Raw genomic sequence first — 25,253 nt, forward strand, 5'->3', positions numbered from 1 at the left:
GCTCGACGCGCGACGGCGGGCGTCCCTGCTGTGGGGCGGCTGCCCTCGTCGGTGCGCCCCAGGGGAGTGGGAGGGGGCAGCGGAAACCCGGTTCTTCAGGTTCTAGCCATCGGCGCAGGTCCCTGTGTGACAGACGGGGGCAATGGGGCGGGTGTGTCGCTGCAAGAGTCCGAATCTGTGGGCGATAGTGTCACTGAGTGCGAATCGTCGAAGCAGTCAAGAAGTGGTCCCAAAAGTTTCGAGGCAAGTGCATGAACTGCGACGGGTCACGTGGGACCGTGCACTACTCGCCGCTGTTCTGTTCCGAGCGGTGCGAGCAGGGGTTCGGTGTAGCAGCCACCCGCCCCGGGTGAACGCACGGCGGCGCCGACGTCGAGCCGAAGCCGGCGGGATCGCACGGGCGCCTGGTCCCGGACATGGAAGAGTCCGCACGGGCTGCCGTCACCGAAGTGCCGGCCGCTCGTGCGGACTCCCTGCGGACTGAACCCCGTTCAGCCGCGGATCCTGCTAGACGCCGTAGTACAGCTCGAACTCGTAGGGGTTCGGGCGCAGCGAGAGCGGCATGATCTCCATCTCGCGCTTGTACTGGATCCACGTGTCGATCAGGTCCTGCGTGAACACGTCGCCCGCCTGCAGGAACTCGTTGTCCGCCTCGAGGGCCAGGAGCGCCTCTTCGAGCGAGCCGGGAGCCTTCTGGATGTCCTTGGCTTCCTCGGCGGGGAGCTCGTAGAGGTCCTTGTCGATGGGGTCCGCGGGCTCGATGCGGTTCTTGATGCCGTCGAGGCCGGCCATCAGCTGCGCCGCGAAGGCGAGGTACGGGTTCGACGAGGGGTCCGGTGCGCGGAACTCGATGCGCTTGGCCTTCGGGTTGGAACCGGTGATCGGGATGCGGATACCGGCGGAGCGGTTGCCCTGCGAGTAGACCATGTTGACCGGGGCCTCGAAGCCCTTGACCAGACGGCGGTAGGAGTTCACCGTCGGGTTGGTGAACGCCAGGACGGCGGACGCGTGCTTGAGCAGGCCACCGATGTACCAGCGGGCCATGTCCGACAGGCCGGCGTAGCCGCGCTCGTCGTAGAACAGCGGCTGTCCGTTGCTCCACAGGGACTGGTGGCAGTGCATGCCCGAGCCGTTGTCGCCGAAGACGGGCTTCGGCATGAAGGTGGCCGACTTGCCCCAGGCGTTCGAGACGTTCTTCACGATGTACTTGAACTTCTGCAGGTCGTCCGCAGCGTGGGTCATCGTCGTGAACTTGTAGTTGATCTCGGCCTGGCCCGCACCGCCGACCTCGTGGTGGGACCGCTCGACCTCGAGGCCCGCCTTGTCCAGTTCGACGCAGATCGCATCGCGGAGGTCGGCCTGCTTGTCGACCGGGGACACGGGGAAGTAGCCGCCCTTGAACGGCGTCTTGTTGCCGAGGTTGCCCCCGACTTCCTCACGGCCGCTGTTCCAGGGTGCCTCGATGGAGTCCACCTTGTAGAAGCTGCCCTGCGGGGAGGATTCGTACTGCACGTTGTCGAAGATGAAGAACTCGGCCTCGGGGGCGAAGAACGCCGTGTCCGCGATGCCGGTGGAGGACAGGTACGCCTCGGCCCGCTCGGCGACGCTGCGCGGATCCCGGTGGTAGGGGTCACCGGTGCGTGGGTTGACGATGGAGAAGTTCAACGCGAGGGTCTTCTCGGCGCGGAACGGGTCGATGAACGCCGTCGTGACGTCCGGGATGAGCTGCATGTCCGACTCGGCGATGCCCTGGAAGCCCCGGATGGAGGAGCCGTCGAAGAGCTGGCCGTGGATGAAGAAGTCCGCGTCGACCGACTTCGCTGGGACGTTGAAGTGCTGCTGCACACCGGGCAGGTCGGTGAACCGGACATCGACGAACCTGATGTCTTCGTCGGCGATGAATTTGAGGACCTCGTCCGCATTCTTGAACATCGAATCGTGCTCCTATCGCAGGGCTGGGGAGGAAGACTGGGCGCCAGCGCGTGCACCTGCACCGCGCGGGAAGTCGCGAGCTCCGGCGGAACGGAACGCTGCCGCCGTCTCGCTTCAACTGTAGGAGCGGGCAGTTTCTCGCTGGTGTCGCCGTTGTTTCCGGGACGTTACATGAGGGGAAGTGCGTCTCCTACCCTAGCGTGTCCGCGAGGCCGGGTGCATAATGGGCCCGCTCCCCGCCGGGTACGCTGGTCAAGTGGTGAGTAGAGATGACATCGGTTCGTGGATGGAAGGCCCCCCGCCGTCGGGCAACCAGCAGTGGCCCGGCCAGCGGCTCGGACGGCCCGAATCCGGTCCGGGATCCATTGCCCGGTTCGGTCCGAGGGCCGCAGCGCTCCTGATCGACTGGGCCATCTGTTCGCTGATCTCCGCCGCGTTCTTCGACTACGACTCCTTCGCCACGCTGTACATCTTCCTCGCCGAACAGATCCTGCTGGTCGGCTTCTTCGGCTACAGCATCGGGCACCGTGTGCTCCGCATGCAGGTGCAGACGCTCGACGGCAGGCCGGCCGGCTACCTCACCGCGATCATCCGGAGCGTGCTCCTGTGCCTGGTGATCCCGGCGCTCATCATCGACGCGGACCAGCGTGGCCTCCACGACCGGGTACGCGGTACCGGACTCTTCCGCATCCAGCCGGGCATCCGACCGCGGTGACACGAAGAGCCCCTCCTGATGGGGGGGGCTCTTCGACTGTCGATCGCGGGTTCCCGGCTCAGCGCCCGCGCATCGCCTTGCGGTCAGGACGCGCCTTGAACGGATCTACGCCCTTGGGGATGGGGAGCTTCGTGCCGAGGGCGCTCAGCCGCTTGTCGACGGCGGACACCTCCTGCTTGGTGAGCGTCTTCTTGAGCTTCTGCACGGTCTTCGGGAGCTTCGACAGGGGAACCTGCCGGTCGTCACGGCCGGTCTCGATCACGTGGATGGGCACGTTCGGGATGATCCGGGTCATCTTGCGCTTCTCACTGTCCACGAGCTGCTTGACCCGGGTGGACGGGCCTTCCGAGACGAGGATGACGCCCGGGCGGCCGATCACGCGGAACACGGCGTCCTGGGTGCGCGGATTGACGGCGACGGGCTGCTCCTGCAGAATCCAGCCGCGGCGGAGGACGCTGAGGGCCGCGCCGGCCGCGCCGGGCTTCCCCTCGATCTGGGAGAACGCCGCGCGTTCGGCCCGGCGGGACAGGATGAAGATCGCCGCGAGGAACGCGAGCGGGATGGCGATGATCATCAGGGTGATGACATTGTCGATCAGCAACCCGATCAGCAGCCCCAGCGCGATGATGCCCACGAAGGCCAGCAGCATGAACCAGACCACGCTGGGATCGTTGCGCCGCGTCATCTTGAAGACTTCGCGGACCTGCTTCATCCGCCCGGTCTTCTTCGGACCTTTCGCCGCTTTCGGCTTGCGCGAGAAGAGGCGGCGTTTGGGCGTGGGGGAACCGGAGGGATCGATCGTGTGCGACATAGTTCTTCGATTCTACGGGATGGCGGGGGAGCGGCGGCCGGGCAGCCCGCCGTCGTGAGCGGCGGGTGCGTCAGCCCGCGAGGAGCGAGGACGCTTCCTGCAGGGCGGTGCCGGACTCGTCCAGGTGGGCGAGTTCCGGGGGGAGCTCGAGACCTTTCTTGCGCATGGCGCGGGCCCAGAGGCGGCCGGCGCGGTACGAGGAGCGCACGAGGGGGCCGCTCATGACGCCAAGGAACCCGATCGCTTCGGCTTCCTCGCTCAGTTCGACGAATTCGCCGGGCTTCACCCACCGGTCCACGGGGAGGTGCCGCTCGCTCGGGCGCAGGTACTGCGTGATGGTGATGAGGTCGCAGCCGGCCTCGTGGAGGTCGCGGAGGGCCTCGGAGATCTCCTCCCGGGTCTCGCCCATCCCGAGGATGAGGTTCGACTTCGTGACCATGCCTCGGTCACGTCCCTGGGTGATGACGTCGAGGGAGCGCTCGTAGCGGAATGCCGGGCGGATTCGCTTGAAGATGCGGGGGACGGTCTCCACGTTGTGGGCGAAGACCTCGGGGGCGGCGTCGCAGATCGCCGCGATGTGCTCGGGACGGCCGGAGAAATCGGGGATGAGGATCTCGACGCCCGTGCCCGGGTTCATGCTGTGGATCTGGCGGATGGTCTCGGCGTAGAGCCAGACCCCCTCGTCGGGCAGGTCGTCGCGGGCGACGCCGGTGACGGTGGCATAGCGCAGGTTCATGGACTGCACCGACTGGGCGACCTTGAAGGGCTCGCTGCGGTCGAGGGGCTGCGGCTTGCCGGTGTCGATCTGGCAGAAGTCGCACCGTCGGGTGCATTCTGAGCCACCGATCAGGAACGTGGCTTCCCGGTCCTCCCAGCACTCGAAGATGTTGGGGCAGCCTGCTTCCTCGCAGACGGTGTGCAGGCCCTCCTTCTTCACGAGGTTCTTCATGGAGACGAACTCCGGGCCGATGTTGACCTTGGCCTTGATCCAGTCGGGCTTGCGCTCCACCGGTGTCTCGGCATTGCGCGCCTCGACGCGCAGCAGTCGGCGGCCCTCGGGTGCAAGACTCACAGGGAAGCTCCTTCGTGCTGGTTCTGGGTGGCGCCAGGCGAACCGCCGGCACCAGCAGGGTCGTGGCGGGGTGCTTCGGTGTCATCCTTGCGCACCAGCACCGCCTCATTCTTGCGCAGTTCCGCCTCGATCGACGAAACGAGATCGGCCGGTGTGACCGTGCGGCCGCATTCGGCGGAGACGGACGTGACGCCGGCATCCGCGATGCCGCAGGGGACGATCTGCTGGAAGGGCGCGAGATCGTTGCTGCAGTTGACGGCGAAGCCGTGCATGGTGACACGGTTCCTGACGCGGATGCCGATGGCCGCGATCTTGCGGGCAGGGTCAGTGGCGGTCTCCGCGAGCCAGACCCCGGAACGCCCATCGATCCTGATGCCCTCGATGCCGAGCGGTCGCAGTGAGGCGATGATCACCTCCTCCAGGGTGTTGACATAGTCGGCGACACGCGCCGGATCCCGTAACGCGAGGATCGGGTATCCGATCAGCTGTCCCGGGCCGTGCCAGGTGAGCTTCCCGCCGCGATCGACGGGTACCACCGGCGTGCCGTCGAAGGGCCGCTCGTGGTCCTCCGTGCGCTTGCCCGCCGTGTACACGGCGTCGTGCTCGAGGAGCAGGACGGTGCTCGGAGCAGTGCCGTCCACCACCGCGGCGTGGAGCGCCTTCTGCAGCTCCCACCCCTGCGTGTACTCGATGAAGTCCGGAGCGAGGCCGACGCGCGACAGCACAAGAGTCATGACCCAAGCCTAGTCCTGTGCGGCGACACGGTTTCCCCGTCGATCTCCTGGGGTCGATCTCCTGGGCCGGTCGCCCACCCCCACCGGTCCTGCCCGGCCTGCCTGGCCTGCCCGGTTTGCCCGACCTGCCCGACCTGTGCTGTCAGCGCTGCTGCCCTTGCTCACCCTCGGGCCGGTCGGGGAGGTCGAAGGTCGCGCCGAGCCGGACCAGTCGCCAGTCCTTCCCCACGCGGCGGACCTCGAAGTGGAGGATCGGCGAGACGGGACCGGTCTGGGCCTGGAATCTCCAGAAATCGGCGCGCCACGGGTGGACCGGGCGCACGTCCTCCCGATCGGCCGGTGTTGAAGGCAATGCCCGCCAGGTGAACCAGTGGCGGCGGGGGCCCACCACCTGCCACTGTGAGCCTCGCCAGCACAGGCGGGAGGGCCGCGGGACGCCGTCGACGTCCTCGAAGGAGAGTCCGATGGCCTCGTCCACCGGACGCCAGGCCTCGGGTGCGTCGATGAGTGTGCGTGTCATGACAACCCTGTCTCGTGCCGAACTGTTCCTTAAAATTAGAACACTCGTTCTAATTCTGCAATCCGTTTCGGGAGATCGTGCGGGCCGGGCTGTGGATAACCCCGTCGGGTGCTCTGCGGTGGCCTAGAACTGGATGATGGACGATGACGAGGAACCAGCCCCGGAGGGCGCATCGGACGGCCTTCGGCCCGTCGAGGTCGACGACGTCGAGCGCCCTGCCGCTCCCGGGCTGCGGGTCGGTCGCCTCCTGGGCCGCGGCGGTTCCTCCGCCGTCTGGCTGGTGACGGACGACGGCGGACGGCGCCTCGCCCTGAAGGTGCTCGCACCGGTACCCGGCGGCCCTGCGGAGGTCCCGCCGCGCCGCGGACGACACGCTGCCACCGGCGCCGTGCCTCCAGGCGCTGTACCAGCCACCGGGGCCGCGGCGGCTGCAGGCGCAGCGCCCTCTCCGTCGTCGGACGCCGGGCGTGACGCGGACACGGGCATGCTCGTGCGCGAGCTGAGGCTCCTGCAGCGCTTCACCCACGATCACCTCGTCAGGGTGCACGGCGTCGTCGGGACGGACCAGGGCCCCGGCCTGCTGATGGACCTCGCCCAGGGGGGCTCCCTCCTGGCGCTCGTGACGAGTCGCGGGCCCCTGCCGATCCCGGAGGTCGTGACGGCGCTGGTCCCGGTGGCCCAGGCGCTCAGCTACCTGCACGATACGGGTGCCGTGCACGGGGACGTGACACCGGGAAACATCCTCCTCACCGCCGAGGGCAAGCCGCTCCTCGGGGATCTTGGAACCGCACGCCTTCTCGGAGCCGGGCGAGGTGGCGTCACCGGCACCCCCGGCTTCCGCGATCCGCTCCACACCGGGTCGTTCGACACCGGCGCCGACGTCTTCGCGCTGGCGGCCGTGGCCTGGTTCGCCCTGACCGGCCGTGTCCCCGGACCCGCCGAGCAGCGGCCGCCCCTCGCGCTGATCGTCCCCGAGGTATCCCCGGAGCTCATGCACCTCATCGAGGATGCGCTCAGCTCCAGCCGGGATCGGCGCCCTTCGGCGGACCACTTCGCGCGCGGTCTGCTGGCGTGCTCGACGCCGGTACCGATAGACCTCGTCCCGGCCGCGCATGCGAGCGTCCTGCCGGAACTGCTGACACGACGCACCGACCCGCCTGCCGTCGCCATGCCGGCCACGTGGAGTCGGCTGACCGGTCTCGGCCGGCGTACGCCAGGAGGGCGCCTCGGGAAGGCACTCCCGCGGGGACCACACCATCCGGCACCACGGGTGGCGGGTGGGTTGCCCTCAGGGCGGCGCTCCCGGGCGGAGCGGCTCCGACAGGACCGGCCCGCCGACGTGCTCTCCCGTACAGAGCGCCCTCGGGCTACGGCGACGGCTCCGGCCTCCCGTCGACGGGCCGCCGGGGCCTCGCCCCAGCGGCGGGGCCGTGGCCGGTCGGGGGAGCGCCGCACCCGGGAGGTGCTGGCGCTTCTGGCCGGAGTCGCCGCCGTCGTGCTGCTCGTGGCCGGGGTGGCGTTGACCGTCGACGGGCCCGTGGAGCCGGCAGCCGGTCGTGCGCCCCACGCCGCGCCCGCCGGAGTGCCTGGGACTCTGCCCGGGACTCTGCCCGGGACTCTGCCCGGGACTCTGCCCGGGACTCTGCCCGGGACTCCGTCCGGGCCTCCGCCGGGAACTCCGGCCGGAGCCCCGCCCGGCGCCGCCAACCAGTCACCGTCCGACCCGGGCCCAGCGACCCTGCCCGCTGCAGGCGGAGGGAACAGCAGTCCGGTCCCGGACCGGAACGAGCGTGCACTCACGGGTTCCGAGGCCGACCGGGCGGCGCAGGCCGCTGATCCCGCCGACGCGCTGGACGGCCTGGCCGCGCTGCGGGCGCGGGCTTTCGCGGAGGCCGACGCGGGTCTGCTCGCGATGGTCGATGTCGAGGGTTCTCCTGCGATGTCGGCGGATCGTGAAGCGGTCGGAGCGCTCGCGGAGACGGGGAGGACCCTGCAGGATCTGTCGATCGATATCCGGGCTTCGGCCTCTCTGACGGCGGCAGAGCTGGCCGGCCTGCCGGCGCTCGCGAACCTGCCGGCGGTGGCCGGTCCGCCTCCGGAGACCGAGGTCTCCGTGGTCCGTGCGACGGCAGAGCTGTCGTCCTACACCGAGACAGCGTCGGCTCCGCACGAGTCCCCGCCCGGCACGCGCAGGGCGGCCGGGCGGCAGGAGCTCGTCTTCATCCTGTGGACCTCGGGCGACGGGTGGCGGATCCACTCGGTCGTGGAGCCACCCGCGTGAGTGGCGCCGTCGTCCTCAGGAGGTCACGGTGCGGTGCACCCAGGCGGCGAGGGCATCCGGTGTGCGCTCGCCGAAGGTGAAACCGGCCCTGGTCAGCGCGCGGGGCTCCATCCGCTGACTGACCAGCAGGAGTTCGTAGGCGAGCTGTCCGAAGACGGTGGTCAGGATCGGTCCGGGCACCCGGAACCACACTGGCCGGTGGAATGCGGCGCCGAGCTGCAGGGTGATCGCATCCAGGGTCGCCGGCGCCGGAGCGCTCAGGTTGACCGGCCCCGACAGCGGCGCGGTGAGGAGGAACTCGAGCGCCCTGACCTCGTCGTCGAGGCTGATCCACGGCCACCACTGGCGCCCGGAGCCGAGCGAGGTCCCGGCGAAGAACCGAATGGGGATCAGCAGCGGAGGCAGGGCCCCGCCCTTCTCGGTCATGACGATCCCGGTGCGGGCGAGTACCACTCGAACGCCGTCCGGGGCGCGAAGCGCTTCGGCTTCCCAGCGGCGGCAGATGTCCGCGAGCAACGTCTCGCCGGACGACGAACTCTCGGTCAGGACCTCGTCGCCGCGGTCCCCGTAGTAACCGGACGCGGACTGGCTGATGAATACGGTGGGCGGGTTCGCTGCCCTCCGCATCGCCTCGACGAGCGTACGGGTCGCGGTGATGCGCGACGAGTAGAGCGTCTCCTTGTAACCCCGCGTCCAGAGCCCGCCGGCGATGCCCGCCCCGGAGAGATTGATGACGGCGTCCGCCCAGTCGACGGCGTCGACGTCGAGTTCTCCGGCCGAGGGGTTCCACCGGACCTCCTGAGGACCCCCGGGTGCCCTGCGCACCAAGCGTCGGACCTCGTGATTCGTCTCGAGCTGGCGGATGAGGGCAGTACCGATGGTCCCGGACGCGCCGGCGAGGAGGATGCGCATGCTCCCATCGAACCATGCGTCACGGGGGAACGGTACCGGGACGGTGCCGAGGTGGCTCCGGAGCAGGACGGCAGGGAGTCGGCCGGGACGAGGGACCCCGGACGGCGTCCAGGGTCCCTCATGCTGCGGAGCGGACGTCGCTCAGCCGTGCAGCGTGGCGGTCAGCGAGATGTCCTTGACCGCGGCCAGTGCCTGCGACACGGGGCAGCCTTCCTTGGCGCCCTGTGCGACTCGCTGGAAATCCTCCTCGGACAGTCCGGGCACGGTGGCGTCGAGCGTGAGCCGGATGGCGGTGATGCCGGTGCCCGGCTGGAAGTCGACCTCCGCCTTCGTCTCGACGCGCTCCGGGGTCTTCCCCTCCTCGCCGAGGGCGTGGCTGAACGCCATCGAGAAGCACGCGGAGTGCGCAGCGGCAATGAGCTCCTCCGGGCTCGTCTTGCCCTCGGACTGCTCGGCGCGCGCCCTCCAGGTGACGTCGTAGGTGCCGAGGCCGGAGGAATCGAGAGAGACCTGCCCCGAGCCGGTGGGGAGGTCCCCGCTCCAGACGGTGTGGGCTGTGCGAACGGTAGCCATGGTTCTCCTTGCTGTCGGAACGGACGCGGGGGTCGCATCCGGTGCTTCGGTCCCATCCTAGGGAGCTGGGGAGAACGGGAGAAGCCGCCCCCTGACGGGAAGCGGCTTCTCCTGTGCGCCGGGCGGCCCGGACGGCCGTTACAGGCCGAGATCGGCCTCGAACGCGCCGCCCTCCAGGCGTGCCTTCAGCGTCTGCAGGAAGCGGCCGGCATCCGCGCCGTCGACCAGGCGGTGGTCGTAGGTCAGGCTCAGGTACATCATGGAACGGATCGCGATGGTGTCGTCCCCGTCGGGGCCGGTGATGACCACGGGACGCTTGACGATGATGCCGGTCCCGAGGATGCCGACCTGCGGCTGGTTGATGATCGGCGTGTCGAACAGGGCGCCGGCGGAGCCGATGTTTGTGATCGTGAACGTCCCGCCCGACAGCTCGTCCGGGCCGATCTGACCGCTGCGGGTGCGCGCACCGACGTCGGCGATCTTCTTGGCGAGTCCTCCGAGATTCAGGTTGCCGGCGTCCTTGATCACCGGGACGAGCAGGCCCTTCTCGGTGTCGACCGCGATCGCGAGGTGCTCGGCGTCGTGGTAGGTGACTTCCTTCTTCTCCTCGTCGAACGAGGCGTTGAGCTTGGGGTGCTGCTTGAGCGCCTCGGTCACGGCCTTGGAGAGGAAGGGCAGGAAGGTCAGCTTCGCGCCGTTCTGCGCCTGGAAGGTGTCCTTCGACGCGGCCCGCAGCTTCGCGATGCGGCTCATGTCCACCTCGATCACCTGGGTGAGCTGAGCGGACACCTCGAGCGACTCGCGCATGCGCTTGGCGATCGTCTGCCGGATGCGGGGGGCCTTCTCGACGGTCCCCCGCAGCTTCGAGGGCTCCACAGCGGGAGCGGCGGGCTTCGATGATGCGGGAGCGGCGGGAGCAGGAGCGGACGTTGCCGCAGCAGGTTCCGTTGCCTGGCTCTTCTTGGCTTCCGCTGCCTCGAGGACATCCTGCTTCCGGATGCGTCCTCCGACGCCGGTGCCCTTGACGGTGGAGAGGTCGACGTCGTTCTGGTTCGCCAGGCGGCGCACGAGCGGCGTCACATAGGCCGCCGCGTCCGAGCCGCCGGACCCCTCCGCCGAAGCGGAGTCGGCCGCAGGCTTGTCCTGGGCCGCAGGCTTCGCTGCCGGCTCGTCCTCGGCCGGGGCGGGAGCGTCCTCGGCGGGCTCGGACGTCTGCTTGGCCGCCTTGGTCCCGTCGTCGGAACCGGCCTTCTCGGTGGGAGCGTCACCGCGCTCCTCGGCGGGTGCTGCGGCCATCGGTTCGCCCGACCCGGCTTCGGCCTTCTTCGGCGCATCGGCTCCCGAGCCGATCACGGCCAGGACCGCACCGACCTCGGCGGTCTCGTCCTCGTTGACGCGGATCTCCTGGAGCTTCCCCGCGACGGGCGAGGGGATCTCGGTGTCGACCTTGTCGGTCGAGACCTCGAGGAGGGGCTCGTCGACCTCGACGTCGTCGCCGACGGCTTTGAGCCACCGGGTGACGGTGCCCTCGGTGACGCTCTCACCCAGGGCGGGGAGGGTGACCTCGGTGCCCTCGGACGACTCGTCCGAGGATCCGCTGGAGGACTCGGCCTCGGCAGGAGCGGCCTGGGCCTCGGGCTCGGTGTCGGCCTCGGGCTCGGCGGGAGCCTCCTCGGCCTCCGCGGGCGCCTCCGGAGCCGCGGCGTCCGAATCACCACTGTCCGTATCGGCGCTGCCGGAGCCGTCGCCGATGCGCACGAGCGGAGCGCCGACCTCCGCGGTCTCGTCCTCGGCGACGAGGATCTCCTCGATCACGCCCGCGATCGGGGACGGGATCTCGGTGTCGACCTTGTCGGTGGAGACCTCGAGGAGCGGCTCGTCGACCTCGACACGGTCACCGACCTGCTTCAGCCAGCGGGTGACGGTGCCTTCGGTGACGCTTTCACCGAGAGCGGGCAAGTTCACGGATTCAGACATAGTGCGCCCGTTTCTCCTTCGTAGATCGTTCCTGGCAGCTGGGTGATGCGCGGGGCCTGCTCAGCTGGACGTGCTCGAATTTCCTGCTTCCGAGCTTAGTCCACGCCCTCGGGGCGTGGACCAAGCCGGGGTGCTGCGTGACGTGTTGCGGGTCAGCCGTGCAGCGGCTTGCCCGCCAGCGCGAGGTGGGCCTCGCCGAGCGCCTCGTTCTGCGTGGGGTGCGCGTGGATGAGCGGGGCCACGTCCTCGGGGTACGCCTCCCAGTTGACGATGAGCTGCGCTTCGCCGATCTGCTCGCCCATGCGGCTGCCGAGCATGTGGACGCCCACGATCGGGCCGTCCTTCTCGCGGACGAGCTTCACGAGGCCGCCGGTGCCGATGATGGAGCTCTTGCCGTTGCCGGCGAGGTTGTACTCGTGCGTCTCGACGCGGTCGTCGCCGAACTTCTCGCGGGCGGCCTTCTCGGTGTAGCCCACGGACGCGATCTCGGGATCGCTGTAGGTGACCTTGGGGATGTTCAGGTCGGCGACGACGACGGGCTTCAGGCCGCCGATCTCCTCCGCCACGAAGATGCCCTGCTGGAAGCCGCGGTGGGCCAGCTGCAGGCCGGGCACGATGTCGCCGATCGCGTAGATGTTCCCGACGCCGGTGTGGAGGCGCTCGTTGGTGATGACGAAGCCGCGGTCCATGGTGAGGCCGGCCTCCTCGTAGCCGAGTTCCTGCGTGACGGGCCCGCGTCCGACGGCGACGAGCATGAGGTCGGCTTCGAACGTCTTGCCGTCCTCGAGGGACACCACGACGCCGTCGTCGTTCTGCTCCACCGACTTGAAACGGGTGCCGGTGTTGAACTTGATGCCGCGCTTCTTGAACGCCCGCTCGAAGTTCTTGACGATCGAGGCGTCCTCGTTGGGGACGAGGGACGGCAGGGCTTCGATGATGGTGACGTCCACACCGAAGGACTTCCACACGGACGCGAACTCGCATCCGATGACGCCGCCGCCGAGGATGATCGCGGTCTTCGGCACGAAGTCCATCGTGAGCGCCTGGTCGGAGGTGATGACCTTGCCGCCGATCTCGAGGCCGGGGAGGCTGCGCGAGAAGGAACCGGTCGCGAGGACGATGTGCTTGCCGGTGTAGACGGTGCCGTCGACGTCGATGGTGTTCTCCGACGCGAGCTTGCCCGAGCCCTCGATGACCGTGATGCCCTTGGACTTGATGAGTCCCTGCAGACCCCGGTACTTGCCGGCGATGATGCCGTCCTTGTACGCGTTCACGGCATTCATGTCGATCGACTCGAACGTGGCCTTGACCCCGTACTTCTCGGCGTCGCGGGCGCCGTCGGCGATCTCGGCCGAGTGCAGGAGTGCCTTCGTGGGGATGCAGCCGTTGTGGAGGCAGGTGCCGCCGAGCTTGCCCTTCTCGATGAGCCCCACCGTGAAGCCCAGCTGCACCGCGCGGAGTGCCGCAGCGTAGCCGCCGCTGCCTCCACCGAGTACCAGGATGTCGAATTCTTGCGCAGTTGCCGATGCGGCCACTTGGACGCTCCCTCGCGTGGTCTGTTTGACGCGCAGGGCGCGTCGGTTGATGAATCGATGACTGATGCGGTCGCGGTGCGGTCGCAGGTGCTTCGTACCCTTTGTTTTTCACCCTATCCCCAGTTGTGGCCTGCATCCACTTGGAGCGCGGACACTACGACCGGGTCAGGGCCTCGGGGGTGCCGTGCCGCGGTGCGGTCCGGCGCCCCCGAGGGACATCACGCGGTGCGGGCGAGGACGTCCTCGACGTACGCGAGCAGGGTGCGGACGCCGACACCGGTGCCGGCCTTCGGGGTGTACCCGTACGGCGCGCCCTCGTTGAAAGCCGGTCCGGCGATGTCCAGGTGTGCCCACGGGATCTTCTCGCCGTCGACCTGGCCGACGAACTCGCGGAGGAACACCGCGGCGGTCATCATGCCGCCGTTCCGCTCGCCGATGTTGGCGAGGTCCGCGACCTGTGACTCGAGGCTGGGGCGCAGCTCCTCGGGCAGGGGCATGGGCCAGAACTGCTCGCCCGCCCGGTCAGCGGCGGCCTTCACAGCGTCGCGCACGCCGTCGTCGCCCATGACACCGGAGACGCGTGTGCCGAGCGCGATCATCTGCGCGCCCGTGAGCGTCGCGATGTCGATGATGGCGTCGGGTGCCTCCTCGCTCGCGGCTGCGAGCCCGTCGGCGAGGACCAGACGGCCCTCGGCGTCGGTGTTGAGGACCTCGACGGTCCGCCCGCCGTAGATCGACAGGACGTCCTCGGGGCGCTGCGCGGTTCCGGAGGGCATGTTCTCCGCCAGGCACAGCCAGGCGGTGACTTTCGCGGGCAGGCCCAGTTCGGCAACGGCGAGGAGCGTGGTCAGGACGACGGCGGCGCCCGCCATGTCCAGCTTCATGGTCTGCATGCCCGCGGCCGGCTTCAGCGAGAGCCCGCCCGAATCGAAGGTGATGCCCTTGCCCACGAGAGCGAGGTGCACGGCGGACTTCGCGGGGGAGTACTCGACCTTGACCATGCGCGGGGGGCGGGAGGATCCCTTGCCGACGCCGAGGAGGCCGCCGTACCCGTCGCGCTCGAGTCGCTTCTCGTCCATCACGGTGACCTTGACCGGCAGTCCTCGCGTGAGCTCCTTCGCGGCCTGCGCGAAGGTCTCCGGGTACAGGTGGCTCGGGGGCTGGTTCACGAGGGTGCGCGTGGCGTTGACGTTCTTGCCGAGGATGACGGCGCGCCGGAACGCGGGCGCCAGATCGGCGTCGGACGCGACCGGCGTGTACACGACGACGCTGCGGACGGCCTCGTTGTCCTTGGACGGTGCGACCGTGCCGTCCGGAGTGATTCCGGACTTGTGCCCCTCGTAGCTGTAGGCACCGAACGCGGCGCCTTCGGCGACCGCGGTCGCGGCCGCGACGGTGTCGGCCGGCAGGGCGAGGACGACGGTGTCGAGTCCCTTCAGCTGGCGGATCGCAGCCCCGGCGGCGCGGCGGAGGGTTTCGGGTGCGAGGGCCTCGCCGACGGACACCGGGCCGACACCGGAGAGCACGAGCGAATCGGCGCCCGTCTCGGGGAGGCCGGGGAAGCGGCGCACCTCGTCCACGGCGCCCGTGATCCCGAGGACCTGGAGGGAGTCCCCGAGGGCGCGCGCGGCCTTTCCGGGGAGGGGGCTCTCGAGCAGGACGGGCCCGTCGGCCCCCTTGGCGACCGCGATCACGAGCGCGTCGCTCGGAATCTTCTTGAGGTCCTTCGCGGAAGCGGTCAGGTGTGGTTCGGTGGTTCTGATCACGGAATCTGTCTCCTCGTGTCCGGCTGGGTTGTCCAGATCGGCGTTGCGGGTGGTCCCGGTATCCGGTGGTCCGGGATCCGTCCTGACGATCGTAGTCTCTGCGGTGCGGCGGTCCGGAATGAAGCCGACGCGGGCTGTGTTGATGAGATGAGGACCTGACCGGAGGAGAGAGCCATGCTGGATCCACGAACCCTGTACACCACCGACCCCGACGTCTTCGACGACCCCGAGAGCAAGGGCCTGCCCCTGCTGGTGAGCCTGACCGGCTTCATCGATGCCGGCCAGGTGGTGTCGCAGGTCAGCGAGGAGCTCCTCGAGGTGCTCGAGCACGAGCCCGTCGCCGCGTTCGACGCCGACCAGCTCATGGACTACCGCGGCCGCCGCCCGAAGATCACCTTCGCCGAGGACCACCTCACGGACTACCGGCCGCACCGGCTCGAGCTGCATCGTCTGTCCGATGGGCTCGGTGAGCCGTTCCTGCTCCTCACCGGCGCCGAGCCGGACCTCCAGTGGGAGCGATTCGCGAGCGCCGTCGTCGGACTCGTCGAGGACCTGGAGGTGCCGATGACCTCGTGGATCCATGCGATCCCGATGCCCGTCCCGCACACCCGGCCGATCGGAGTGACGCTGCACGGCAACCGGTCCGACCTCATCGAGGGCATGAATGCGTGGCGTCCCACGGCGGAGCTGCAGGCGTCGATCGGGCACGTGCTGGAGCTGCGCCTGATCGAGGCCGGCCACGACGTCGTCGGTCACGTCATCCACGTCCCGCACTACCTCGCCGAGGCCGAGTACCCACCGGCCGCCGTCGCGGGCCTCGAATACCTGGGCGCGACGGCCCGTCTTGTCCTCCCTACCGACCGCCTGCGGGAGACGGGGCGCGACGTCGAACGGCAGATCGCCCGGCAGGTCGGCAACTCCGCGGAGGTGCAGTCGGTGGTCGCCTCGCTCGAGAAGCGCTACGACGAGTACGCCGACGGCACCGAGCGGAAGTCGCTGCTGGTCAAGGAGAACAGCGAGCTGGCCAGCGCGGAGGAGCTGGGCGCCGCTGTGGAGGCCTACCTCGCGAGTCCCCAGGCGGAGGAGGAGTCCACGCTCCTCTGGGACACGGAGTTCCTGGGGACCACGGCCATCGACTACGCCCACCCGGAGTCCGAGGGCGACATCGCGCCGGAGACCGGCACGGCGTCGAAGCCGGGCGGCCCCGACGGGGGCGACGGCGGAGCGGTCGGCCCATCCGCCACAGGATAATGGGCGGGTGAATTCTTCCCGGGCACTCCTGGTCTGGGCGGCAGGGGTCCTGGCCTACCTGGTCGCCGTCACCCAGCGCACCACGTTCGGTGTGGCGGGCCTCGAGGCGACGGACCGGTTCAGCGCCTCGGCCTCGCAGCTGTCGACGTTCACCGTCGTCCAACTGCTCGTGTATGCCGGACTCCAGGTGCCCGTCGGCGTGCTCGTCGACCGCTGGGGCCCCCGGACACTGGTCGTCACCGGTGGCGTGCTCATGGCACTGGGGCAGACGCAGCTTGCGTTCGCCGATTCCGTGGGGGCCGGTATCGTCGGCCGCCTGTTCGTGGGGGCGGGGGACGCCATGACGTTCATCAGCGTGCTCCGGCTCCTGCCCGCCTGGTTTGAACCACGCCGCATTCCCGTCCTGACGCAGTGGACGGGCATCATCGGCCAGCTCGGCCAGGTGGTCTCGGTCATCCCCTTCGTCGCGGTGCTGGCCGCGTTCGGCTGGCAGCCCGCGTTCCTGTCGGCCGCCGCCCTCTCGGTCCTCGCCGTCGTGCTCTCGGTCGCGCTGATCCGGGACTCGCCCGTCGCCGGCCCGCGGAGTGCCCAGACCTTCCGGGAAACCGGCATATCCCTCGCCGCGGCCTGGAATCAGCCCGGCACGCGGCTGGGCCTGTGGACGCACTTCACCATCCAGTTCCCAGGCACCGTCTTCGTCCTGATGTGGGGATACCCGTACCTGGTCCGGGCCGAGAAGGTGGGCGAGGGTGCGGCGTCGGGCCTGATGACCCTGTTCGTCGCGGTGGGGATCGTCTGCGGCCCGCTCCTCGGCCGCTACGTGGGCCGGCATCCCCTCCGGCGCTCCACCATGGTGCTCGCGATCGCCGCGCTGATGGCCGCGGCCTGGCTGTCCGTCCTCCTCTACCCGGGACCCGCGCCCCTCCCGCTCCTGACGCTGCTGGTGGTGGCGCTCGCCGTCGGAGGACCGGGGTCCATGATCGCGTTCGACTTCGCCCGCACGTTCAACCCTGCGGCGCGCATGGGTACCGCTACCGGGATCGTGAACATCGGGGGCTTCATGGCCTCCCTGCTGACGATGTTCGCGATCGGAACCGTCCTCGACGTCCTGCTCGCGAACGGGTTCTCGCAGGGCGACCTGTACGCGCTGCCGTCCTTCCGCCTCGCGATGTCCGTGCAGCTCCTCGTCCTCGCCGTCGGCGCCGCAGCCGTCGTCATCGCGCGGCGGAGGGTCCGCCGGAGGATGGCCGAGCAGGGCGTCGTCGTCCCCCCGCTCCGCGACGCCCTGGCCCGCGAACGCCGCCGCCGTCGGGAGCAGAAGGCCCGGGGGCGGTAGGGCGGCTCGGGTTGTCGCCGCGCTGACCACGGTTGTCCACATAGGCCGGCATGCTCCTGTGTCCGGTGGGCGACACGAGGACGCTGGCGGCATGTCATCCTCCACGAGCCCCGCACCGGGCACTCCGGCGTCACCGTCCTTCGTCGTCACCTCACCGGCCGACATCCTCTCCTACATCCCGCACGCCCTCGGTTTCGTGCCGCGCGAGAGCCTGGTGGTCCTGACGACCAGCGGCAGGAGGCTTGGCGCCACGCTGCGGGTGGATCTCCCGGACGCCGGGGTGGATCCGCTCGGTTTCGCCGACGGCGTGCTCTCGTTCCTGCAGGGCGACGCCGACGCCGACGGCACATTCATCGTCGTCTACACCCAGGAGCGGTGGGAGAGACGGACTCCGGCGCCCCGCAGCGGGCTGGTTCTGACCGTCGAGACGGTCCTCGACGCCGCGGGCCTGCCAGTCCGCGGTGGCTGGGTCGTCTCCCGGTCCGGGTGGCGTGATGTCTTCTGCATGGAGGAGGAGTGCTGCCCCTGGCCCGGGCAACCCCTCGACACCGTGTCCCACAGCGCCCTCAATGCCGAACTGATCTTCGGCGGGAGTGCCTTCGACGCCTCCGCGCCCGACGCCGTACACCGCACCGTCCCCGCCGTCGCTGCGCGGGACCTCATGGGGCCGAGGGCCTCCGACCCGGTGACGCGGGCCGTCGACGACGCGCAGGCGCACTATGCCGCGTGCTGCGCGGGACGGTGGATCACGCCGGCGCAGTTCCACGTGACGTCCGCGCTGTGGGACGCCGTCCTGCCTGCCGCCCGGAGGTGGGACGTGGAGGCGGAACCCGACGTCACGGGCTTCCTCCTGGCGAGCATCGAGTCACGGGCTGTCCGAGACTTCCTCCTCGTCAGTGCGTGCCTCGGGTCTGGGGCAGCTCTCGACGGCGCCACCGCCTGCGGGCTGCTCGAGCCGCCCCCGCCGATCGACGCGCCCACGACGGCAGGGACGGCTCCCGGCGCCGTACCGGTCCTGCCGGAGGTCCGGCGTGGCGGCCCGCTCGAGGGCACAGTGGCCGCGCTCCGAGCGGATGGTCCCGGTCCCGGGCACGCCCCCGGTTCTGCGGGAACGCCGACACGGGAGGCCACTGCCGGCGATGCCGGCGCCCTGCCCTATGCGGAGGTGCTGGGCGGCAGCTACTCCGGCGTGATCGCCTGGCACCGCGTCGATGCGATGAGCATGCTCCTCGCGCAGCTCGCGGCGGTGTCGGACGGCGAGTCGCGTGCCGCGGCCCTGACGATGAGCGCCTGGTTCGAATACGCGCGGGGTCGGGGTTCGCGCGCGGCTGTCTTCCTGGATGCCGCGGAGCGGGCCGTTCCCGGGTACCGTCTCGCCCGCCTGCTGCACGAACTCCTGCGCCGCGGCGGGCTCCCGGCCTGGGCGCGGAGCCGTGCGACAGCCTGGACGGCCTCGGCCTGTGTCGGCGCCGCGTGATGTGGCCCGAGACCGCGCACCGGAGCCTGCGGGACCGGCCGACGGGGGCAGATCGACGACCCCGGGTGATTTCCGGCGCGGCGGCGACCCATGAGACAATGAAGGTTGAGACCCGGTTGGGTCCGTGCACCAGAACTTCACCGAGCATTTTCCATCGGGTTTCCGTCGACAGGCGGCTCCGAGGGAATAGCGAGGGCTGCGGGACCGTTCCTCTGGGAACTGACCCGGGCAGCATCTATCTGGTATAGAGCGCGGACTTGACAGGGTCATAGTGGTGTTGTCCCTCTGATGATGCCGCACACCGCCGTTCGAAAGGTTCTCTGTGTCGGTCAAGAAGACAGCAGCACCGGCGTCGCCAGACGCTGGTACCACCACTACCAAGCGACGGGTGGCGGCCAAGAAGCCAGCGACCAAGGCCGCTTCGACCGCCGCCGCCAAGGCATCGGCAGCGGACGCACAGGGTTCCGTGGAGACCGTCGACACAACGGATCCCGCCGTCGAGGTCGAGGCCGAGGACGCCAAGCCCGAGACCCCCGAGGTCGGCACGAGCACCGGTTTCGTCTACTCCGACGCGGACGACGATGACGCCCCCGCGCAGCAGGTGGTGTCCGCCGGTGCCACCGCGGACCCCGTCAAGGACTACCTGAAGCAGATCGGCAAGGTCGCCCTGCTCAACGCGGAGCAGGAAGTGGACCTCGCTCTCCGCATCGAGGCCGGGCTCTTCGCCGAGGAGAAGATCGCTGCGGACCCGGACATGGATCCCAAGCTGAAGCGCGAACTCGAATTCGTGATCCACGACGGCAAGCGGGCAAAGAACCACCTGCTCGAGGCGAACCTCCGCCTCGTCGTGTCGCTGGCCAAGCGGTACACGGGGCGTGGCATGCTCTTCCTCGACCTCATCCAGGAAGGCAACCTCGGCCTGATCCGTGCGGTCGAGAAGTTCGACTACACCAAGGGCTTCAAGTTCTCCACCTACGCGACTTGGTGGATCCGCCAGGCGATCACCCGTGCCATGGCGGACCAGGCCCGGACCATCCGCATCCCCGTCCACATGGTCGAGGTCATCAACAAGCTGGCCCGCGTCCAGCGGCAGATGCTGCAGGACCTCGGCCGCGAACCGACCCCCGAGGAGCTCGCTCTCGAGCTCGACATGACGCCGGAGAAGGTCGTCGAGGTCCAGAAGTACGGCCGCGAACCCATCTCGCTGCACACGCCGCTCGGCGAGGACGGCGATTCGGAGTTCGGCGACCTCATCGAGGACTCCGAGGCCGTGGTGCCCGCGGACGCGGTGAGCTTCACCCTCCTGCAGGAGCAACTCCACTCGGTGCTGGACACCCTTTCCGAGCGGGAGGCCGGCGTCGTGGCCATGCGCTTCGGCCTGACCGACGGACAGCCCAAGACGTTGGACGAGATCGGCAAGGTCTACGGCGTCACGCGTGAACGCATCCGCCAGATCGAGTCGAAGACGATGTCGAAGCTGCGCCACCCCTCGCGGTCACAAGTGCTGAGGGACTACCTCGACTGATCGTCGAGCCTCCAGACGGTGGAGGGCCCTTCCTGCGGGAGGGGCCCTTCGTCGTCGGGGGAGTCGTTCGGTGTGTTCCGGGGTCGTCGGAGGGCGTGTCGGCCGCTTCTAGTCGTGGGCGGGTTCTCCCGTGACGCGGTGGTCCGCGTGGTTCATTCCCTCGAGGATGAGCCGGGCGAGATGCCCGTCGATGATGCTGTAGATCACGTTGCGCGCGGCCCTGCGGGTGGACACGAGGCCGGAGAGTCGGAGCTTGGCCAGATGCTGACTCACCGCGGTGCGGTTCGCGCCGGTAGCTGCGACGATCGTTCCGACATCGGCGGGGCCCTGGGTGAGAAGCCACAGGATGTGCAGGCGGGTGGGATCGGCGAGCATCCTGAACGTGGCCGCTCCCGCGTCGAGGCGCTGGGCGTCCGGCTGGACCGCATGCACGAGGCTCGGCTCATCCGAGCCGGGCTCGTCCCGGGCGGCCTGCGCGGGCGGCTGAAGGGCTGCGCTGCGATCGATGCGCTGATCGGCCGGCGGGTTGCTCACGGGTGCGCTTCCCTTCCGGCGTCGGATGCTGATGGTTGTCCTACGCTACCTCCCGGCGCTGGAGGCTCCGTCGGCACGGGGGCTGGGGCGGGTGATCCGGATGACGATCTCACTGCTGGGATCGACGTCCTGCCGGCCCTCGACGACGTGCCCGTCGTCGAGGGCCAGACGAGCGACGCGGCGATCGTTCCGGCGAGGGCAAGCCCACCGAGAACGAGGGCGGCGGCACTCTGGCCGATTGCGGCACCCACCCACCCCGCGATCGGGTAGGCCAGGAGAAAGCAGGCGTGGGACAGTGAGAACTGCGCGGTGAAGAGATAGCTCCTGGTGTCGTCGGTCGCAACCCGGCGCAGCAGGCGTGAGGACGGGGTGCTGATCATCGAGGTGCCGATGCCCAGCACGACCCACAGGCCGAGGAAGATCCACCATGAGTTGTCGGTGAGATGCACGCTGCTCTGCTCGGTGGAGGCGAGGAATGCCGCGCAGAGCAGCCCCGCGGTCAGGACCGCGGCGCCACACAGCATGAATGTCCGCTCCGGTGTCCGCTCCAGTGCCCGAGGGGCGATGACCGCGATGATCATGGACCCGGCCCCGTAGAACGCCAGCGCTATTGCGACATCAGTATTGGTCCCCGCGAAGAGGTTGCGGACGACAACGACCGTGTTCACCAGCACGTGAGCGGTGGCCGTGGCGACGGCCAGGTTCAGCGCCATCAGCCCGCGCAGGGACGGTTCGCGCAGGAAGAACCGTGAGCCCAGGGTGGTGCGCCGCAGGAAGGACCCCTGCTGTCGGGCCACCGGAACCACGGGCAACCCGGTCGCGAGGACTATTGCCGCCGAGACCAGGAACCCGACCATCGTGCCGACGAACAGGTCATGGAAATGCAGCACCGTCAGCAGTGCCGCGGCCAGCAGCGGACTCACCAGGGATTCGAGGTCGTAGGCGAGCCGTGAGAGCGACAGGGCCCTCGTGTAGTCCCTCTCCTCGGGCAGGACCACGGGGATCATTGCCTGGAACGCCGGGGTGAACGTCGCCGAGGCGGACTGGAGGATGAACACCAGAGCATAGATCTGCCACACCTGATCGATGAACGGCAGGCTCAGCGCGATCGCCGCCCGCACCAGATCGGCGCCGACCAGAACGCCCTTGCGCGGCAGGCGTTCGACCAGTGCCGCCATCACGGGGGCCACGAAGACGTAGGCGAGCATCTTGATCGTCAGCGCCGTACCCAGGACCGCGCCGGCCTGCCCGCCGGCGAGATCGAACGCCAACAGGCCCAGGGCGACCGTGAGCAGGCCGGTCCCGAGCAGGGCGACGACCTGAGCGGTGAACAGATTGCGGTACGCCCGATGGCGGAGAACAGAGAGCATGAGGGCCCATCTCGGTAGGAACACGTCGCCCCACTATAGGTGCACCGTTACGCACGTGTGCACGCGCAGCATCCGCTCCGGCCCGGTGACTCGAGTCGCCAACGGCACGTCGGGATACCGGCAGGATCCGGATCCGGTACGAGTCCACCGGGAACGACACGGACCCACCCTCCGTGCGCTGCTGCAGCACCAGGCGTGCCGATCGAGCACGGCCACCGACTCGCCGCAGCCATCCCCGAAACGAGGAAAGGCCCGCTCCGTCGGAGCGGGCCTTTCCTCGTACGAGCGCCCGTACACGGGGCGCCTGATGGGTCAGTGGTCGATAGTCCCTGCGGCGGTCAGTCGCCGACGAGAGCCGGCTTCGCGTGAAGCCGCTGGGTCTCATCCTGCCACTCGGACGTGAGTGGCTTGAGGTTAGCTTCGACGGCGCGTGCGTGGTGGCCGCAGAACAGAAGCTCTCCACCGGAGGACTGAAGGACTGCCCGAACGTAGGCCTGGGCGCCGCAGCGGTCGCAGCGGTCCAGGGCAGTGAGCTCGCGAGTGGCTACTGCAGTGGTCATGAATGCCTCCTCATGTGGATCGTCTTTCCATATAACCACTATTCGTTGCCGCTCCTCCGCAGGCTGGGTCCCCTTTCGCTGGCGGCGTATCAGGGGTATGGGTCACATTCCGGCGACGGGATGTGCTGCGGCGGCGCCCGGCGCGGGTGCTGCCGGTTCCTGTCGGCGGGAGGTAATAAACTGGAGCGACCCATCCCGGCAACCACCCTCCTGACGCCTGTCCTGGATCGTGCCCGTTCCGCCAAGGAGACTAACTCACCGTGACCCCCACCTCGGACTACACCGCCCGGCACCTCTCGGTCCTCGAGGGCCTCGAGGCGGTGCGCAAGCGTCCAGGGATGTACATCGGGTCCACGGACTCCCGCGGCATCATGCACTGTCTGTGGGAGATCATCGACAACTCCGTCGACGAGGCACTCGCCGGCCACGGCCAGAGCATCACGGTCATCCTGCACGGCGACGGCTCGGTGGAGATCCACGACGACGGCCGCGGCATCCCCGTGGACACGGAGCCCAAGACCGGCCTGACCGGCGTCGAGGTGGTCTTCACCAAACTGCACGCCGGCGGCAAGTTCGGCGGTGGCTCGTACACGGCCTCCGGCGGCCTGCACGGTGTCGGCGCGAGCGTGGTCAACGCCCTGTCCTCCCGCCTGGACGTCTTCGTCGACCGCGGCAGCAAGACCTACGCCATGTCCTTCCGCCGCGGGGAGCCCGGCATCTTCAAGGACGGCAGGACGCCGTCGCCCACCGCCCCCTTCGAGCCCTTCCTCGACGGGTCGCGCCTCGAGGTCGTCGGGACGGCCAAGCGGGGCGTGACGGGAACGCGCATCCGGTACTGGGCCGACCGGCAGATCTTCACACCCGACGCCACCTTCTCCTACGAGGAACTGCAGACCCGCGCCCGGCAGACGTCCTTCCTGGTTCCGGGCCTGCGCATCACGCTCCGGGACGAGCGGAGGCTGCCGGGCACGCCGGCGGAGTCCGGCCCCGTGGAGGAGGTGTTCCAGCACGACGGCGGCATCTCCGAGTACGCGGAGTTCCTGGCCCTGGACGCGGCGGTCACGGATGTGTGGCGGTTCCACGGCTCGGGCCGCTTCAAGGAGTCCGTGCCCGTCCTCGACGAGCGGGGGCACAGCCAGATGGCGGAGGTGGAGCGCGACTGCGAGGTGGACATCGCGCTGCGCTGGGGCATCGGCTACGAGACGACGGTGCGCAGCTACGTCAACATCATCGCGACACCCAAGGGCGGCACGCACCAGAGCGGCTTCGAGCAGGCGCTCCTGAAGACCTTCCGCAAGGTCATCGAGGCCAACGCGCGCAAGCTCAAGGCCGGCAACGACAAGATCGAGAAGGACGACGTCTTCGCCGGGCTCACGGCCGTCCTCACCGTGCGCCTCGCCGAGCCCCAGTTCGAGGGCCAGACCAAGGAGATCCTCGGGACTTCCGCTGTCCGGGCGATCGTCGCCAAGGTCGTCGAGAAGGAACTGCAGGCCCGGCTCTCCTCCTCGGCGCGGAACGACAAAGCGCAGTCGGCGCTGCTGCTGGAGAAAGTCGTCGCGGAAATGAAGTCCCGCATCTCGGCGCGGGTCCACAAGGAGACGCAGCGGCGAAAGAACGCGCTCGAGACGTCCTCCATGCCGGCGAAGCTCGCCGACTGCCGGATCGACGACGCGGAGCGGTCCGAACTCTTCATCGTCGAGGGCGACAGCGCGCTCGGTACCGCCAAGAACGCCCGCTCGTCCGACTACCAGGCGCTGCTGCCGATCCGGGGCAAGATCCTCAACGTCCAGAAGGCCTCGGTGGGCGACATGCTCTCCAACGCCGAGTGCGCGGCCCTCATCCAGGTCATCGGGGCGGGCTCCGGGCGGAGTTTCCAGCTGGACGCGCGACGGTACGGCAAGGTCATCCTGATGACCGACGCCGACGTCGACGGCGCCCATATCCGCACACTGCTCCTCACCCTCTTCTTCCGGTACATGCGTCCGCTGGTCGAGGCGGGCCGTGTGTACGCGGCCGTCCCGCCGCTGCATCGCGTCGAGGTGATCAACGGCGGTTCGAAGGCCAACGAGATGATCTACACCTATTCCGAAGCGGAACTGACGCGGCTCCTCACGGCCATGGAGAAGAAGGGGAAGCGCTACAAGTCGCCGATCCAGCGCTACAAGGGGCTCGGGGAGATGGATGCGGACCAGCTCGCGGAGACGACCATGGATCCACGCCACCGGACGCTGCGGCGCGTGCGCATCCAGGAGGCCGAATCCGCCGAGCGCGTCTTCAACCTGCTGATGGGCAGCGACGTGGCGCCGCGCAAGGACTTCATCGTCGCAGGCGCAGCATCCCTCGACCGGGACCGCATCGACGCCTGACGAGCG

19 protein-coding genes and 1 pseudogene are annotated in these 25,253 nt (G+C 69.2%); 7 read left to right on the plus strand and 13 right to left on the minus strand.

Annotated elements, in window-relative coordinates:
• Window positions 1-507 precede the first annotated feature (507 nt).
• The gene (gene glnA, locus ACX80F_RS12530; RefSeq protein ID WP_459336730.1) at window positions 508-1,932 is read right to left on the minus strand and encodes a type I glutamate--ammonia ligase; all 1,425 of its coding nucleotides are present in this window, start codon (window positions 1,930-1,932) and stop codon (window positions 508-510) included.
• Between the two features lie 256 nt (window positions 1,933-2,188).
• Between glnA and ACX80F_RS12535 the strand changes: the two genes are divergently transcribed.
• Window positions 2,189-2,647 carry an RDD family protein gene (locus ACX80F_RS12535; RefSeq protein WP_459336731.1) on the plus strand — a complete coding sequence of 153 codons (459 nt, stop codon included), beginning with the start codon at window positions 2,189-2,191 and terminating at the stop codon, window positions 2,645-2,647.
• A 58-nt stretch (window positions 2,648-2,705) separates the two neighbouring features.
• Here the strand turns inward: ACX80F_RS12535 and ACX80F_RS12540 are convergent, their stop codons facing one another.
• The 4 genes from ACX80F_RS12540 to ACX80F_RS12555 all read right to left on the minus strand — a co-directional run bounded on the left by ACX80F_RS12540 (window position 2,706) and on the right by ACX80F_RS12555 (window position 5,784).
• Window positions 2,706-3,458: a DUF4191 domain-containing protein gene (locus ACX80F_RS12540; RefSeq protein ID WP_459336732.1), complete on the minus strand. Its 753-nt coding sequence runs from the start codon at window positions 3,456-3,458 to the stop codon at window positions 2,706-2,708.
• A gap of 70 nt (window positions 3,459-3,528) precedes the next feature.
• Window positions 3,529-4,530 carry a lipoyl synthase gene (gene lipA / locus ACX80F_RS12545; RefSeq protein WP_459336733.1) on the minus strand — a complete coding sequence of 334 codons (1,002 nt, stop codon included), beginning with the start codon at window positions 4,528-4,530 and terminating at the stop codon, window positions 3,529-3,531.
• Window positions 4,527-5,264 carry a lipoyl(octanoyl) transferase LipB gene (gene lipB, locus ACX80F_RS12550; RefSeq protein ID WP_459336734.1) on the minus strand — a complete coding sequence of 246 codons (738 nt, stop codon included), beginning with the start codon at window positions 5,262-5,264 and terminating at the stop codon, window positions 4,527-4,529. The genes lipA and lipB overlap by 4 nt, the downstream gene beginning before the upstream one ends.
• Before the next feature lie 142 nt (window positions 5,265-5,406).
• Window positions 5,407-5,784 carry a hypothetical protein gene (locus ACX80F_RS12555; protein WP_459336735.1) on the minus strand — a complete coding sequence of 126 codons (378 nt, stop codon included), beginning with the start codon at window positions 5,782-5,784 and terminating at the stop codon, window positions 5,407-5,409.
• A gap of 136 nt (window positions 5,785-5,920) precedes the next feature.
• On the opposite strand from ACX80F_RS12555, the gene ACX80F_RS12560 reads away from it, so the two are divergent.
• Entirely contained in the window at window positions 5,921-8,065 is a 2,145-nt protein-coding gene (locus ACX80F_RS12560; protein WP_459336736.1) for a serine/threonine-protein kinase, read from the plus strand.
• 15 nt (window positions 8,066-8,080) lie between these two features.
• Here ACX80F_RS12560 and ACX80F_RS12565 read toward each other — a convergent pair whose 3' ends face one another.
• From ACX80F_RS12565 to ACX80F_RS12585, 5 genes are all read right to left on the minus strand, one after another.
• A complete protein-coding gene (locus ACX80F_RS12565) occupies window positions 8,081-8,977 on the minus strand; it encodes a TIGR01777 family oxidoreductase (protein ID WP_459336737.1) in 897 nt (298 codons plus the stop codon).
• 141 nt (window positions 8,978-9,118) lie between these two features.
• A complete protein-coding gene (locus tag ACX80F_RS12570) occupies window positions 9,119-9,550 on the minus strand; it encodes an OsmC family protein (RefSeq protein WP_459336738.1) in 432 nt (143 codons plus the stop codon).
• Window positions 9,551-9,688: 138 nt separating this feature from the next.
• Window positions 9,689-11,527: a 2-oxoglutarate dehydrogenase, E2 component, dihydrolipoamide succinyltransferase gene (gene sucB, locus ACX80F_RS12575; protein WP_459336739.1), complete on the minus strand. Its 1,839-nt coding sequence runs from the start codon at window positions 11,525-11,527 to the stop codon at window positions 9,689-9,691.
• Window positions 11,528-11,679: 152 nt separating this feature from the next.
• A complete protein-coding gene (gene lpdA / locus ACX80F_RS12580; RefSeq protein ID WP_459336740.1) occupies window positions 11,680-13,062 on the minus strand; it encodes a dihydrolipoyl dehydrogenase in 1,383 nt (460 codons plus the stop codon).
• 218 nt (window positions 13,063-13,280) lie between these two features.
• The gene (locus ACX80F_RS12585) at window positions 13,281-14,828 is read right to left on the minus strand and encodes a leucyl aminopeptidase (RefSeq protein WP_459336741.1); all 1,548 of its coding nucleotides are present in this window, start codon (window positions 14,826-14,828) and stop codon (window positions 13,281-13,283) included.
• A 174-nt stretch (window positions 14,829-15,002) separates the two neighbouring features.
• Here ACX80F_RS12585 and ACX80F_RS12590 point away from each other — a divergent pair.
• From ACX80F_RS12590 to ACX80F_RS12605, 4 genes and pseudogenes are all read left to right on the plus strand, one after another.
• A pseudogene (locus ACX80F_RS12590) lies at window positions 15,003-15,896 on the plus strand (proteasome assembly chaperone family protein); the annotation flags it as partial.
• Between the two features lie 190 nt (window positions 15,897-16,086).
• Window positions 16,087-17,415 (plus strand): MFS transporter, encoded by a 1,329-nt coding sequence (locus ACX80F_RS12595; protein ID WP_459336742.1) that lies wholly within the window; start codon window positions 16,087-16,089, stop codon window positions 17,413-17,415.
• Window positions 17,416-17,506: 91 nt separating this feature from the next.
• On the plus strand, window positions 17,507-18,892 hold the full coding sequence (locus ACX80F_RS12600; protein WP_459336743.1) for a DUF4192 domain-containing protein: 1,386 nt from the start codon (window positions 17,507-17,509) through the stop codon (window positions 18,890-18,892).
• Window positions 18,893-19,214: 322 nt separating this feature from the next.
• Window positions 19,215-20,417 carry an RNA polymerase sigma factor gene (locus tag ACX80F_RS12605; protein ID WP_459336744.1) on the plus strand — a complete coding sequence of 401 codons (1,203 nt, stop codon included), beginning with the start codon at window positions 19,215-19,217 and terminating at the stop codon, window positions 20,415-20,417.
• Between the two features lie 108 nt (window positions 20,418-20,525).
• On the opposite strand, the gene ACX80F_RS12610 is transcribed toward ACX80F_RS12605, so the two are convergent.
• The 3 genes from ACX80F_RS12610 to ACX80F_RS12620 form a co-directional block, all read right to left on the minus strand.
• Complete coding sequence (locus ACX80F_RS12610) at window positions 20,526-20,951, minus strand: ArsR/SmtB family transcription factor (protein ID WP_459336745.1); 426 nt, start codon at window positions 20,949-20,951, stop codon at window positions 20,526-20,528.
• Entirely contained in the window at window positions 20,948-22,321 is a 1,374-nt protein-coding gene (locus ACX80F_RS12615; RefSeq protein ID WP_459336746.1) for an MFS transporter, read from the minus strand. Before ACX80F_RS12615 ends, ACX80F_RS12610 begins: the two co-directional genes overlap by 4 nt.
• 338 nt (window positions 22,322-22,659) lie before the next feature.
• The gene (locus ACX80F_RS12620; protein WP_459336747.1) at window positions 22,660-22,881 is read right to left on the minus strand and encodes a DUF7455 domain-containing protein; all 222 of its coding nucleotides are present in this window, start codon (window positions 22,879-22,881) and stop codon (window positions 22,660-22,662) included.
• 260 nt (window positions 22,882-23,141) lie between these two features.
• On the opposite strand from ACX80F_RS12620, the gene ACX80F_RS12625 reads away from it, so the two are divergent.
• Window positions 23,142-25,247 (plus strand): DNA gyrase/topoisomerase IV subunit B, encoded by a 2,106-nt coding sequence (locus ACX80F_RS12625; protein WP_459336748.1) that lies wholly within the window; start codon window positions 23,142-23,144, stop codon window positions 25,245-25,247.
• The last annotated feature ends 6 nt before the right edge of the window (window positions 25,248-25,253 follow it).

The sequence above is a fragment of the Arthrobacter sp. TMS2-4 genome (assembly GCF_054511075.1).